Raw genomic sequence first — 13955 nt, 5'->3', positions numbered from 1 at the left:
GATGGATTCAGTTCCCCAATCCCCAGTCGCGATGGATCCAGTCACGCTGGCTGTTCTGCGCGGCCGGCTGGAACAAATTGCCGACGAAATGGATGCCACGCTTTACCGCAGCGCCTTCAATCCCATCATTGCCGAGGCGCACGATGCCTGTCACGGCCTGTATGACGCCACCACCGGTGACACCCTGATTCAGGGCAAGTCGGGTTTGCCGGTTTTTGTAGGGGCCATGGCCTTTGCCGTGCGCGCCGCCATGCGGGTAGCCGCAGAGCGTGGCGGCATGCAAGTGGGCGATGTGTGGTTGTTCAACGATCCTTACGAAGGCGGCACACACGCCAACGATTTCAAGCTGGTCAAGCCCTGTTTTCGCAACGGGCAGTTGTATTGCTTTTTGGCTTCTGCCGCGCACTGGCACGATGTGGGCGGCGCAGTGCCCGGCAATTACAACCCGGCAGCCACCGAATGCTGGCAAGAGGCGGTGCAGATTCCGCCGGTTCGAATTCTCCGCGGTGGTGTGCTGGATGAGGACGTTCTGGCCATTTTGCTGGCCAACACCCGCTTGCCCGACAGCCTGTGGGGTGACCTGAACGGCCAGCTGGCTGCGCTGGAACTGGGGGCACGCCGCCTGGACGGTTTGCTCGATGAATACAGCGATGCCACAGTGGCGCAGGCACTGACCGAGTTGCGCAGCCGTGCCGTGCGCCTGATGCGCTCCCACATCAGTAGCCTGCCCGATGGCCGCTACAGCTTTGAAGATGTGCTGGACAACGACGGCGTGAAGGATGTGCTGCTGAGCATTGCGCTTGACATGACCGTGGCTGGTGATCGGATGACGCTGGATTTTTCACGAACATCGCCGCAATGCGCAGGCCCAGTGAACATCTCTCGCGCTACGGCAGTGGCCGCTTGTTATGTGGCCCTGAAGCATGTTTTTCCTGATGTGCCCGCCAATGCGGGTGTGCTCGACGCGGTGGACTTCATCATCCCCGATGGCTTGGTCATCAGCGCTTCGCGCCCGCGCCCAGTGGGTGGTTACACCGAAACTATTCTGCGCATGATCGACGTGATCTTCAGCGCTACTGCCTTGGCCGACCCGCAGCGTGCGGTGGCCCATGCCTACGGCACCATCAACGCCTTGTCGATTGCGGGCCACCGCACCGACAACAAGCGCAAGGGCCAGCGCTGGGTGATGTTCAGTTTTTTTGGTGGTGGCCATGGCGGTCATTCGGACGGAGATGGCTTGTCGCACGGCAATGCGCCCATCTCGACAGCCACCATCCCGCCCATGGAAATTCTGGAAGCAGCCTATCCGGTGCGATTCACGCAATGGGCCTTGCGCCCTGGCTCTGGCGGCGATGGCCAGCATCGGGGCGGGCTGGGCGCGATTTACGAGATAGAGCTGCTCGAGGACAGCGCTGAGGCTTTCATCTTTGGTGAGCGCGGCAAGTCGGCCCCCAAAGGAATTTACGGTGGCCAGCCTGCGCTGCCCAATGTTTTTGAGTACTGCCAAAACGGCGAATGGAAAACACCGCCAATGGTCTCCAAGATGCTTGGCATTCAACTGAAAAAGGGCGACCGTGTTCGCCTGCAAACACCGGGTGGCGGTGGTTGGGGGGCACCAGCAGACCGCACTGCAAAAGACCGTGCCAGCGACACCGCACTGGGCTACACCAAGGAACAAGCATGAGCGAACAAGCAGTGAGCCAGCCAACCCACACGCCCCATTGGGTGGTCGGTGTGGATGTCGGCGGTACCTTCACCGACCTGTTTGTGTTGGATGAAAAAACCGGTCAAGCCCGGATCGTCAAGGTGCCCTCGACGCGTGGCGAGGAAGCACGGGGCTTCATGGACGGCATCGCCAAAGTCACGGGCAGCACCGGCTCTGAAGGGGCCAGGGACATTGCCACCATCGTGCATGGAACGACGGTCGGCACCAATGCTTTGCTGGAAAGAAAAATTGCCCGCACCGGCATCATCACCACACGCGGATTTCGCGATGTGCTGGAAATGCGTCGCCGCGATCGCCCACAAACCTGGGGCTTGCGCGGCAGCTACACCCCTGTCGTGCCGCGGGCCTGGCGCCTAGAAGTAGATGAGCGTGTGTTGGCCGATGGTCAGGTGCACACCCCGGTCGATTTGGGGCAGGTGCGCGAACAAGCCCACGCCCTGCTGGCTGAAGGCTGTGAAGCTGTGTGCGTCTTCTTCGTGCATGCTTATGCCAACCCTTCGAATGAACAAGCTGCTGTGGCGGCGGTGCGCGAAATCTGGCCCAACAGCCATGTGACAGCCGCCAACGAAGTGCTGCCCGAAATTCGTGAGTTCGAGCGCTGCTCCACCGCCACACTCAATGCCGCTTTGCAGCCTTTGGTGGGCAGCTACTTGGAGCGCTTGGACGGTGATCTGCGTGCTCAGGGTTTTGACGGTGAATTGCTGATCGTGCAAAGCAATGGTGGCGTGATGTCTCGCCAGACGGCTTGTGATGTGCCAGTGCGCACGGCCTTGTCGGGTCCTGCAGCGGGCGTGATGGCTTGCGCCGAAATCGCCCGTGCTTCGGGTTTTGACAACGTCATCACCGGTGATATTGGAGGCACTTCATTTGATGTGTCGCTGGTGGCGGGTGGTGAGGCAGCGCTGGCAGCGCAAACTTCCATTGCCTTTGGTTTGGTGGTGCGCTCGCCCATGATCCAGATCGAGACCATCGGTGCTGGGGGTGGGTCGATCGCTTCGGTCGATGCAGGGGGCATGTTGCAGGTTGGCCCCGAGTCCGCGGGCAGCATTCCCGGCCCGGCCTGCTACGGGCGCGGCAACACACGCCCCACCGTGACCGATGCCAATGTGCTGCTCGGCCGCATTGCCGCCGACCGACCCCTTGGAGGGGGTCTGTTGCAGGCACTGGACTCGGGACTGTCTGAAAAAGCCATTGCACAGCATGTGGGCGAGCCTTTGGGTCTGACGGCACTGGCCGCTGCCGAAGCGATCTTGACGGTGGCCAACGCCCGCATGGCGGGTGCGATTCGCCTGGTGTCAATTGAGCGTGGGCACGATCCGCGTCAGTTTGCCTACATGCCTTTTGGGGGCGGTGGTGGCTTGCATGTCTGCGCCATGATGCGCGAGGTGGGCGTGACCACCGGGATCGTGCCGCGTTACCCGGGTGTCACTTCGGCGCTGGGTTGCGTGATGGCTGACATGCGCCATGATGCGGTTCAAACCCTGAACGTGGCCTTGGCCGATGTGGCCTGGCCTGCTTTGCTGGAGCGCGTGGACAGCCTGGCTGAAGCTTGTCAGGTGAGACTGGATTCGGCAGGCGTTCATTTTGTGCGCACGGACGAAGCCATCAGTTTTGACATGCTCTACATGGGGCAGACCCATACCTTGCAAGTGCCGGTGATGCGTGAACATTTAAATGCGGCGGGGGTATTGGCTGCATTTGAAATCGCTTACCAGCACGCCTTTGGCCGCGTACTGAAGGGCCCGGTGATTCGTGTCATGAACCTGCGCTATGCCCGCATCGGGCGTCGTCCCAAGTTTGATTTGGCGGTGCTGGCCCCACAAGGCGAGGGGCGCATCACCCCGGTGGGCGAGCAGCAGGTTTACCACCAAGGCCAGTGGTGGACAGCCCGGCGTTATGAACGTCTGAGTCTGCCCGTGGGCACGCTGGTGCAAGGCCCTGCCATTTTGGAACAGCCTGACACCACGGTTTGGTTGGAGCCCGACTTTGAAGGTCGGGTCGACAAACTGGGCAACTTGCTTGTGGAGCGCACAACATGAAGCTGAAAAACGCCAAACTGGGCATGGTCATCGTTGACTTGCAAAACGACTTTTTGGCCTCTGACGGCGCCTATGCCCGGGGTAACACATTGAGCGCCGAGGCGGTGAAGCTGCCTGAGCGCATGGCCCCTGTGGCGCGGGCCATCAAAGGACGCGGCGGACTGGTCACAGCCAGCCTGTTCACACTGTGGCCTGACGCAAAGGGCGAGCCCATGATTTCGGCGCACCTGAAAGAGCGCCGCCCTTTTTTGCGCAAGGGTGACTTTGCACCGGGAAGCTGGGGCCAGGCCAATGTGGATCTGTTGGCGCCGCTGGTCGATGTGTCGGTGTTCAAAGTAGCCTATTCGGCTTTTTTCAACACGCAGCTTGACTGGGTACTGAAAAAATCGGGCATCGACACCCTGGTGGTGTGTGGCATTGTGACCAACGGCGGTGTGGCCAGCACGGTGCGCGATGCGCATGTGCGCGATTACCACGTCATCGTTTTGTCGGACGGTTGTGCTGCTTTCAGTGAAAGCGCACACCAGGCGGCGCTGGCCGATATGGGCTCGGTGGCAGAGGTCATGACCAGCGCTGATTTTCTGAAGCAGCTGGGCTGAAACCATGAGTGCGAAGTTGCCCAAAGTTTGCCCCGCTGCCGAGCTGCAAGCTGAGGAGAAGACACCGGTGGTGATCGTGGGTGCGGGTGCTTGTGGCCTCACGGCCGCGCTGGCCCTGCACAGGCTAGGCGTGGATTGTGTGGTTCTTGAACGCGATGCGTTTGCAGCAGGCTCGACCGCCTTATCGTCCGGCTTTGTGCCAGCGCCCTGCACGCAGGCGCAACAGTCTCAGGGCATCACCGACAGCGCGGAAGCCTTTGCCGCGGACATCCAGGCCAAGGCCCATGGCCAGGCCGCGCCGCACCTGGTGCAGGCCTATGCCCAACACATTGGTCCGGCGCTTGATGCCTTGGCGAATCATCACGGTCTGCCTTGGCAGGTGCTGGACAATTTCATGTATCCCGGTCACAGCGTTCACCGAATGCATGCCGTGCCTGAAAAAACGGGTGCTGGTCTGATGAGCCGCCTGCAAGCGGCTGCCGATGCCGCAGGCGTGGTGGTGCTCACCCAATCTCAAGTCACCGAGCTTTGGGCCGACAGGCAGCAGCGCATCCATGGGGTGGGTTTTGTCAGGCCTGATGGCCAGGTCGAACGCCTACGTTGCGATGTGGTTCTGCTGGCTTGCAACGGGTTTGGCGGGGCAAAATCCATGGTCAATGAGCTGTTGCCCGAGATGGCAGAGGCCACTTATGCAGGTCATGTGGGCAACGATGGCAGTGCCATCGCCTGGGGCCGTCAGCTGGGTGCGCGTCTGGCCGACTTGGGCGCTTATCAGGGCCATGGCTCTTGGGCTGTACCGCAAGGCGCTTTGATTTCGTGGGCGCTGATGATGGAAGGTGGCGTTCAGATCAATGCCCACGGCGAGCGCTTTCACAATGAAACCCGGGGTTACTCCGAGGCGGCGGTGCAGGTGCTGGCGCAGCCCGGTGGTGTGGCCTGGAATGTGTTTGACGATGCCTTGTTGGCCTTTGCGCAAGACTTCCCAGATTTTGTCTCAGCGCAAAACGCAGGCGCTGTGCAACACGCTGCGGATGCTGCAGCACTGGCGCAACTGATCGGGTGTTCGCTGGGCACCTTGCAAGCCACCTTGAGCGCAATTCGGCCGATGACCGATAAGGCCACGGGCCGCTCTTTCAAACGCGCACTGCAAGCGCCCTTTCATGCCATCAAGGTCACAGGCGCCTTGTTCCACACCCAGGGGGGGCTGGACATTGATGCGCAAGCCCGTGTGCTGCGTGAGGACGGCACACCCTTGCCCAATTTACTGGCAGCAGGAGGCGCAGCGCGGGGCGTCTCGGGGCAGGCTGTGTGGGGCTATTTGTCAGGCAATGGTCTTCTCAGCGCCATCGCGGGTGGGCACATCGCAGCTCAGACTGCGCAACAACTATTGAAGGATGCAGCCTTATGAGCCAACGCCAAACTCTGGCCCAACGTCTCCAACAAAACCAGCCCCTGCTGGCCCCGGGCGTTTACGACGCGCTCACCGCGTTGGTAGCGCAGCAGGCCGGTTTTGAAGCCGTTTATTTATCGGGCGCATCGATTGCCTACACGCGGCTGGGCCGCTCCGACATTGGCCTGACCACAGCCACCGAAGTAGCGCAAACCTTGGCCCACATCACGGACCGGGTGAACATTCCCGTGATCGTTGACGCTGACACCGGCTTTGGCAATGCACTCAATACCCAGCGCACAGTGCGTGACTTCGAGCGGGCCGGGGCGGCAATGATCCAGATCGAAGACCAGACTTTCCCTAAGCGCTGTGGCCATCTGGATGGTAAAGGCGTGGTGTCGGTGGCTGAAATGTGCGGCAAGCTGCATGCTGCACTCGACGCGCGGCAAGACAAGAACACCTTGATCCTGGCGCGCACCGATGCGGTGGCAGTCGAGGGGCTGGACGCTGCCATGGAGCGGGCCGAGCAGTACCTGGAATGCGGTGTCGACGCCTTGTTCATCGAGGCGCTGCGCTCGGAAGAGCAGATGACCCGTGCTTGCGCACAGTTTGCCAAGCGCGTGCCACTGTTGGCCAACATGGTCGAAGGCGGCAAGACGCCAGTGCAAAGCGCAGCCGAGTTGGGCGAGCGCGGATTCAAAATCGTGATTTTTCCGGGTGGCACGGCGCGTGCGGTTTTGCACACCCTGCAGGGCTACTACGCCAGTTTGCACGCACACCAGACCACCCGCCCATGGCAAGACCAGATGCTCGATTTTGATGGCCTGAACGCGGTCATTGAAACGCCGCAGCTGTTGGCTCTGGGCCAGCATTACGAGGGTGGCGGCCAGACATGAAGCAAGGCGTCGTGTTGCGCCCCTTGCGGGTGGGTGATATCGGCTGGGTGACGCACCGCCAGGGCCTGCTGTATGCCCAAGAATATGGCTGGGACGGCACGTTCGAGGCGATGGTGGCCGAGATTGCGTCGCTGTTTGTGAAAAATTTTGACGCTGAAAAAGAATGCGCTTGGATCGCTGAGTGCGAAGGCCGTGTCGTGGGCTCGGTGTTTCTGGTCAAGGTGTCCGATGTCGAGGCCAAGTTGCGCTTGCTTTACGTGGAACCCGAGGCACGCGGCACAGGCCTGGGAAGGCGTCTGACCGATGAATGCATCGCTTTTGCCAAGGACCGGGGTTACCAAAAACTCAGCTTGTGGACCAACGACATCCTTCATGCCGCTCGCCACATTTACCAGCAGGCTGGTTTTGTGCTGTTGTCAGAAGAAAGCCACCATTCGTTTGGCCATGATCTGGTGGGACAGTACTGGGCTTTGGACCTTGGGGACTGACACAAGCGAAGAGGCGCAGGCGGAGATGTCCAGGCCTCTGTTGCGTCACGTTGCAGGCGCATCGAATTTCAAGATCCTAGATGTCAAGCGCTGGCTGGGCACCAGCCCATTTCTAGCCAGTGCGCATAACCTGGCTTGAAGGGCCATGCGGTGTATTGCACCGGGGTGCCTGGGGGCAATACCTGTTCGGTCAGGTGGTCCAGCCAGGGGCTGATCGCACCGATGCGCTGTAACCAGTCTTGTCCTTCGCGGGTCTCCATGGCCAAACCGGCAAGGCTCTTTTGTGCCGTGGGCAGCGGGAGGTCGGTCAGGCTGGGGCCAGACATGCGGTCGTGTACGCTGCCCCAAGCCACAGGTTTCATCTGTTGTTGCAGTTGGCGCAAACGCCGGTTGACTGCATCCAGCGGTTCTTGGACAAAACGCAATTGCCCCAGCACATTGTCAAACCAGAAAAAGGCATCGGGCATGGCCCGCACGCTGTCTGTTAACTGCGCGAGGCCATCGCCCGTGTGCAGGTGCAGTGATGTCCCGTGACGTTTTAGATGTTGCCCATGTCGCCAGCGAAACAGGGGCGCAGCCAAGGGGTCGATGTCCCAAGCGTGGATTTCGCTGAATTGCGCCAGCCACGGTGTGGGCAGCATCCAGCCCGCGCTGGCTCCAATCAGAACCAATCGCTGCCGCGGCATGCTTTGTGCCATCAGCCAATCTGCAATTTGTGCAGACGCTGGCGCCCAGCGCTCTTGTGATCGCCATGCGCGCCAATGCCAATGCCATCCACCTGTCAAATTCATGCGCGTACTTTAAACCGTGGCGCGCATGCGGCGATGGGACTTGGCGATGCTTGTCAAATGATCCTGCCCTGGCGCCACCAGGCCAGTGCACAGCCCCAACTGACCAATAAGATGCCCAGCATGGCGCACAAGGCAGAGACTTCGGTCATTCGGTGTTTTTTCAGCACGATTTTTTGGCTCAGTGCGTTGTAAATCTTCTTCAGCTCAGGGGCGTTGTGGGCGCTGAAATATTCACCACGGGTGATGTCGGCGATCTTTTTCAAAGTGTCTTCATCCAGTTTCACGCGCATTTGCATGCCCTGGGCTTTCAGCAGTGTGCCTTGCACGGTGCCCACGCCCACGGTGTAAACGCGAACCCCCAGATCGGCGGCCACCTGGGCCATTTTGAGGGCATCGGGGCCGCTGTTGCTTTGTCCGTCGCTCAGCAAGACGATGGCAGCCGCCGTGTTGGCGCCTGCAGGCACTTTCGGCAATGTGGCGGGGCGGGTTTTTGCTGGCCCTGTTGCACCTGCGCTGGCGGTGGGGTCGCCCCCCAGAGGGGTGCCAGTGTCTGGGCTAGTTTCGCCGGCTATGAGGCCTCGCACATCAAGCCCTGATCCAGGCAGCATGGCATCCAGCGCAATGACCATGCCGCTGCCCAAGGCTGAGCCAGGCTGCAGGCTCAGGCTGTCGATGGCCTGGAGCATCAGGTCGCGCTGGTCTGTGGGCGTCTGTACCAGCGCTGCTGCACCCGCCATGCTGACCAGCCCCAACTTGACCTGACCGGGTTGGCCCAGTACAAAACTTTTGGCTGCAGCTTGGGCCGCTTCAATGCGACTGGGTTGCACATCGCTGGCCCGCATGCTGCCCGAACTGTCGATGACCAGCATCAGCGTGTCCATGCGGCTGGGCAGCAACAGGATGGCCTGAGGCCGGGCCAAGGCCACCAGCAAACCCGCCAGACCGACCAACACCAGCAACGCAGGGGCATGTTGTGTGAAGCGCCAACTGGGCTTTTCGCCGACGCGCTGGGTGAAACGTGGGGTGACATGCAAGGTGCGCCTGCTGCCTTGTCGCAGCCAGGCGATGTAAAAGCCCAGGCAGACGGGCACGCACACCAGCAGCCACAGCAGGCGCGGCCAGACAAACTGGATCGAATGCCATTCAGGCATGCACGCTCCTGCCGCTGGCAAAGGCCTGGGTTGCCCGATGGGCTTGGGGGCCGCCGCCAGTGTTTAACTGGCTGGCGCGTTTGCGCAGTTGCGCAAATCGCAGCAGGGCCTGGTCAAGCGCTTCGTCGGTGCGCAGCTCCAGGCAGTCCACGCCGGCATGGGCCAGGCTGTCCCGCAGGGCTGTCTCGCGTTGTTGAGCCAGTGCCGCAAAGCGATTGCGAAATCCGGTGTCGTTGCCATCCACCAGCAATTGCTCGCCGGATTCGGCGTCTTGCATCAACACCATGCCGCTGTCGGGCCAGGTCAACTCCAGGGGGTCGTGCAGGCGAACGGCTACGACTTCATGGCGGCGAGCCAGCATGGACAGGTTCTTTTCCCAGCCAGGTGCACTGATGAAGTCAGACACCACAAAGACCACAGAGCGCCGCCTGACCAGCGAATGGGCTTGCGATAGCCATTGGCTCAGCAGCGTGGTCCGGGGGCCAGGCGAAGGGCTTTGTCCAGCATGCAGCAATTGGTGGGCTACGTGCAAAAGATGGCGTCGGCCGGAGCGGGCGGGCAAGACACTTTGGGCATAGGCCTGGCCGGTGAAGAGCATGACACCCACACGGTTGCCATGTTGGGTCAGCATTTTGGACAGCACCAAAACCGTGTCGCAGGCCAGTTGCCGTTTGGTGGTGGGACCTGAGCCGAAGTCGACCGAGCCTGACAAGTCGACGACAAACCACGCGGCCACTTCGCGGTCTTCCTGGTGTTCGCGCACATATGGCGTTTGCATGCGCGCTGTCACGTTCCAGTCGATGTGGCGCACATCATCGTGGGACTGGTATTCGCGCAGATCGGCCAGCACCAGACCCACGCCACGAAAAAGGCTGCGGTAGTCGCCTTGCAACTGGCCATCGAGCCGTTTAATGACGGTCCATTCAAGCCGTTGCAGCCATTTTTTAGCCTGTGCGAATGGGGCCCCGGTGCCTGACGGATCTGCGCTGGCCGCAACGCTTGGCTCGTCTGCGGGCAGCGATGCCGTTGGGGTTTTGGGCTTACGCAGAAAGCTGAACATGGCGGTCCAATGGCTTGTCGGGTGCGGGCACAGCCTGCAAAATTTTCAGGATCAGCGCATCGGCCGTCATGCCGTCTGACAGGGCTTCATAAGACAGCACCAAGCGGTGGCGCAACACATCGGGCGCCAGGTCGATCATGTCTTGCGGCAACGCATAGGACCGCCCGCGCAAGAAAGCCAATGCCCTTGCGCCTTCGACCAGGCTGATGGTGGCGCGTGGGCTGGCGCCAAAGGTCAGGTAGGGGGCCAGTTCGGGCAAGCCACAGCGCACCGGGTCGCGCGTGGCGGAGACCAGTTTGACAGCGTATTGCACCAAGGCGGGATCGACGTAACCCTGCCGACATTGAGCTTGCAGCGCCATCAGTTGTGCCGTGTCTGCCACAGCAGCGGCGGTGGCCGGTATGCCGGTGACCCTTTGCACGATCACGAACTCTTCCTCTTCAGTGGGGTAACCCACCAACACCTTCATCATGAAGCGGTCCACCTGGGCTTCGGGCAATGGGTAGGTGCCTTCTGTTTCAATTGGGTTTTGGGTGGCCATCACCAAAAAAGGCCGGGGCACGGCGTGGGTTTCGCCCGCAATCGTCACTTGCCGTTCCTGCATGACCTCAAGCAAGGCGCTTTGCACTTTGGCCGGTGCGCGGTTGATCTCGTCGGCCAGCAGCAAGTTGGCAAATACCGGCCCCAGCACGGTGCTGAATTCGCTGTTTTTCTGGTTGTACATGCGCGTGCCAATCAGGTCGGCAGGCAGCAGGTCGGGGGTGAACTGAATGCGCTTAAAGCTGCCGCGAACGGCTTGCGAGAGTGTGTTCACTGTGAGGGTTTTGGCCAGCCCCGGAACCCCCTCGATCAGCAGGTGGCCTTGCGCCAGGATGGCCACCAAAATGCGCTCCAGAAAGGCGTCTTGCCCGACCACCACGCGCTTAACTTCGTACAGCACACGTTCCATCAATGCTGCATTCACGCTTGAGTTTTGGGGCGCCGCGCCCTGGTTCCATGCCAAATCAGAGGGGTTCATGCACAAGGCCTTTCTATATCGAATGGTCAGGAAAAAATCAAAATGGTGAGATGCCCATGCCCTGGCTGGCACTTTCAATGGTGGCGGCAAACACGATGCCGATGAAGGTGCGGGCCGAGGTGGGGTTCAAGATGGCGGTGACGATGCCGACCACTTCGCCAGCCATGTTGATGAGGGGCCCACCCGAGTTGCCGGGGTTGGCGGCTGCATCGGCCTGGATGAGGCCGCGCATGATGCTTTTGCCTTCCGCACCGAATTGCCGGTTCAGGCCTGAGACAACACCAGCCGAGACAGAGGGCCCAATGCCAAACGGAAACCCAACGGCCACCACCTCATCGCCTGGCTGCAAGCTTTGGCTGCTGCCCAGCGTGGCGGGTTGCAGGTCATCCGGCAGGCGGCTTGCCTTGATCACAGCCAGGTCGTTTTCGGGTTGTACGGCGACCACCTGCGCATCGGATTCCAGGCCATCGGCAAAAGTCACCCGGATGCGTTTGGCGCCTTGCACGACATGCAGGTTGGTCAAGATGACACCGTCGTCTGAGATGACCACGCCCGAGCCCACACCACTGTCTTGCATCTCGCCTTGGGGGTTCTTCTTGTCTTCGTCCTGGGTTCGCACGCGCACCACGGAAGGGCCGATCAGTTGCGCTGCACGGGCCGCTCTCGATGGCAGGTCTTGGGTGTTCAGTGTGTGCAAAACAGCCGCATTGATGTCAGCCTGTGTCAGTGGTTTGGGTGCATTCAAATGGCGGGTGAGTGCCCAGGTGAGTGCGGCCGTGAGCAGGGCGCACAACAGCAAAGCAGTCCAAAGCGGCCAGCGCTGAAATAGCTTGGTATGGCCACCGCCCGAGGCATTTGAAGCTGTGGCTTGATGGCCAGTGGCCACCGCAGAAGCAGGTGTCTTGGCATGCACAGTCGCGTGCATGCCCGGCGTGTCTTTTTCTCCATGTGCAGTCGGTCGACGGCTGTAGAGTGCGGCGCGTTTCATCGTTGTCAGGGCCTTCGGTGATACAGTGGCAAGTCGTCTTTTAAACCACCACACAACATGCACTTTATCTGGCCCGAGGTGCTTTGGCTATTGCTGCTGATACCCCTGTTGGTGGTGGGGTACATCTGGGCTTTGCGCCGTAAACGCACTCTCGCAGTGCACTACCCCAGCCTGGACTTGATCCGTCCTGCCTTGGGGCCGGGGCATCGGATTCGCAGACACATCCCGCCTGCTTTGCTGCTGTGTGCTTTTTCATTGGTGCTGCTGGGCGCAGCCCGTCCCAGCGCCCGTGTCACCTTGCCTGCCGACTACCTGACCCTGGTGCTGGCCATGGATGTGTCACGCAGCATGCTGGCCGAAGATGTGCCGCCTAGCCGCATCGTGGCTGCACAGCAAGCTGCCAAGTCTTTTTTGCAGGAATTGCCCACCCATGTGCGTGTGGCTGTGGTGTCTTTTGCGGGCAACGCACAATTGGTCCAAGGCGTGACCGATCAGAAAGACGTCCTGCTGGCCGCCATTGACAGTTTTCAATTGCAACGCGGCACAGCCACGGGCAGCGGCTTGCTGGTGGCCCTGAACACCTTGCTGCCGGAGTCGGCGATTGATCTGGAGACGATGCTGTATGGCGCTGAATTCAAATCGGGCATTTTGAGCCCTCAGGGTGGTGCTGCTGCAGGGCGCTCGCTTGACCAGCGTTCTGCACCCGAGGCATCTGAAGTGGCCAAGCCTGCACCCGTCGGGTCTTACACGGCAGGCGCGGTGATTTTGTTGTCAGATGGGCGACGCACCACGGGGCCCGACCCGGTCGAGGTGGCCAAGTGGGCAGCTTCCAAAGGGGTGCGTGTGTACACCGTGGCATTTGGTACACCCAATGGCTTCATTCCAGGCCTGGAGGGTTTTTCGTTTTATGCCCGGGTGGACGAAGAGGCTTTGCAAAAAGTGGCCGAGACCACCGGGGCCGAATTTTTCAGAGCCACCAACGCCACAGACCTGGCCTCGATTTACCAACACCTTTCATCCAAATTCACGCTGGAGCGGCGAGATACCGAAATCACCGCCTTGCTCGCGGCCGCTGCAGCCATTCTGGTGCTGCTGGCCCTGGGGCTGTCGATGCGCTGGTACCGTAGGTGATGCCTGACGGGCCCCTCTTCTTTTGACCGAACCACCTTAAAGGCCGAAAACACCATGACCGAGAGATTTGCGCAAATCACTTACGAAGCCTTGCCCGCCAAGGTCCGGCCTTTGGCCGACGACATCCTCAAGGTATCGAGTGCGGCACTGGGGGGCCCTTACAACGCCTTGTTGCGCAGCCCCGATATGGCGCGCCGTGCGTTTGATTTTTTGGACTATCTGCGCTTCAAGACCTCGGTCAACAAGCGGCTGAACGAGTTCGCCATCCTCATCCAGGCCCGTATCTCCAACGCGCAGTACGAGTGGTGGGCGCATGAGCCGATTGCCCGCAAGGCCGGCTTGTCCGATGCGGTGATGCGCGATTTGCAGCAATGCCAACGCCCCGCCAGCATGCAAGATGATGAGTGCTTGGTGTATGACTTTTGCATTCACTTGTCGCTGAACCACCGGGTGCCCGACGACCTGTGGCAAAAGACTGTGAGCCAAATGGGCGAACAGGCCGTGGTCGACCTCACGGTCTTGTCGGGCACTTATGTGATGGTGTCCATGCTGCTGAACGCCACGCAGGTGGGTATTCCAGGGGGCGGTGCAGAGCCCTTGCAGGTGCTGAGCCCTCTGCAGATTCGCCAGCGTTTATTGGCTGAATCCCCCACACTGGTCAATTAACAAGGAGACATT

General features: G+C 60.6%; 13 protein-coding genes. 8 read left to right on the top strand and 5 right to left on the bottom strand.

All coding sequences use genetic code 11. The features are described 5' to 3' along the window. Position 1 precedes the first annotated feature (1 nt). The 6 genes from ACIQ3A_RS00540 to ACIQ3A_RS00515 are packed head-to-tail and all read left to right on the top strand — an operon-like array spanning position 2 to position 7138. On the top strand, positions 2–1684 hold the full coding sequence (locus ACIQ3A_RS00540; RefSeq protein ID WP_396429789.1) for a hydantoinase B/oxoprolinase family protein: 1683 nt from the start codon (positions 2–4) through the stop codon (positions 1682–1684). Then, positions 1681–3765, top strand: a complete 2085-nt coding sequence (locus ACIQ3A_RS00535) for a hydantoinase/oxoprolinase family protein (protein ID WP_396429788.1) — start codon at positions 1681–1683, stop codon at positions 3763–3765. Before ACIQ3A_RS00540 ends, ACIQ3A_RS00535 begins: the two co-directional genes overlap by 4 nt. Then, positions 3762–4364 (top strand): cysteine hydrolase family protein, encoded by a 603-nt coding sequence (locus ACIQ3A_RS00530; protein ID WP_396429787.1) that lies wholly within the window; start codon positions 3762–3764, stop codon positions 4362–4364. The genes ACIQ3A_RS00535 and ACIQ3A_RS00530 overlap by 4 nt, the downstream gene beginning before the upstream one ends. A gap of 4 nt (positions 4365–4368) precedes the next feature. Continuing rightward, a complete protein-coding gene (locus tag ACIQ3A_RS00525) occupies positions 4369–5772 on the top strand; it encodes an FAD-dependent oxidoreductase (RefSeq protein WP_396429785.1) in 1404 nt (467 codons plus the stop codon). Then, positions 5769–6650, top strand: a complete 882-nt coding sequence (locus ACIQ3A_RS00520; protein WP_396429784.1) for an oxaloacetate decarboxylase — start codon at positions 5769–5771, stop codon at positions 6648–6650. Before ACIQ3A_RS00525 ends, ACIQ3A_RS00520 begins: the two co-directional genes overlap by 4 nt. Next, positions 6647–7138: a GNAT family N-acetyltransferase gene (locus ACIQ3A_RS00515; RefSeq protein WP_396429783.1), complete on the top strand. Its 492-nt coding sequence runs from the start codon at positions 6647–6649 to the stop codon at positions 7136–7138. Before ACIQ3A_RS00520 ends, ACIQ3A_RS00515 begins: the two co-directional genes overlap by 4 nt. A gap of 83 nt (positions 7139–7221) precedes the next feature. Here the strand turns inward: ACIQ3A_RS00515 and ACIQ3A_RS00510 are convergent, their stop codons facing one another. The 5 genes from ACIQ3A_RS00510 to ACIQ3A_RS00490 are packed head-to-tail and all read right to left on the bottom strand — an operon-like array spanning position 7222 to position 12146. Continuing rightward, positions 7222–7929: a hypothetical protein gene (locus ACIQ3A_RS00510; RefSeq protein ID WP_396429782.1), complete on the bottom strand. Its 708-nt coding sequence runs from the start codon at positions 7927–7929 to the stop codon at positions 7222–7224. A 53-nt stretch (positions 7930–7982) separates the two neighbouring features. Beyond that, positions 7983–9080, bottom strand: a complete 1098-nt coding sequence (locus tag ACIQ3A_RS00505) for a VWA domain-containing protein (RefSeq protein WP_396429781.1) — start codon at positions 9078–9080, stop codon at positions 7983–7985. Then, a complete protein-coding gene (locus ACIQ3A_RS00500; RefSeq protein ID WP_396429780.1) occupies positions 9073–10140 on the bottom strand; it encodes a DUF58 domain-containing protein in 1068 nt (355 codons plus the stop codon). Before ACIQ3A_RS00500 ends, ACIQ3A_RS00505 begins: the two co-directional genes overlap by 8 nt. Next, positions 10121–11158 carry an AAA family ATPase gene (locus ACIQ3A_RS00495; protein WP_396429779.1) on the bottom strand — a complete coding sequence of 346 codons (1038 nt, stop codon included), beginning with the start codon at positions 11156–11158 and terminating at the stop codon, positions 10121–10123. The genes ACIQ3A_RS00500 and ACIQ3A_RS00495 overlap by 20 nt, the downstream gene beginning before the upstream one ends. A gap of 37 nt (positions 11159–11195) precedes the next feature. After that, complete coding sequence (locus ACIQ3A_RS00490; RefSeq protein WP_396429778.1) at positions 11196–12146, bottom strand: S1C family serine protease; 951 nt, start codon at positions 12144–12146, stop codon at positions 11196–11198. A 57-nt stretch (positions 12147–12203) separates the two neighbouring features. Between ACIQ3A_RS00490 and ACIQ3A_RS00485 the strand changes: the two genes are divergently transcribed. After that, complete coding sequence (locus ACIQ3A_RS00485) at positions 12204–13277, top strand: VWA domain-containing protein (RefSeq protein WP_396429777.1); 1074 nt, start codon at positions 12204–12206, stop codon at positions 13275–13277. A 54-nt stretch (positions 13278–13331) separates the two neighbouring features. Next, positions 13332–13943, top strand: a complete 612-nt coding sequence (locus ACIQ3A_RS00480) for a carboxymuconolactone decarboxylase family protein (protein ID WP_396429776.1) — start codon at positions 13332–13334, stop codon at positions 13941–13943. Positions 13944–13955: the final 12 nt, after the last annotated feature.

The organism is Limnohabitans sp. (assembly GCF_044361985.1).
GTDB lineage: Bacteria > Pseudomonadota > Gammaproteobacteria > Burkholderiales > Burkholderiaceae_C > Limnohabitans_A.
This window is presented reverse-complemented; position numbering and strand designations above follow the sequence as displayed.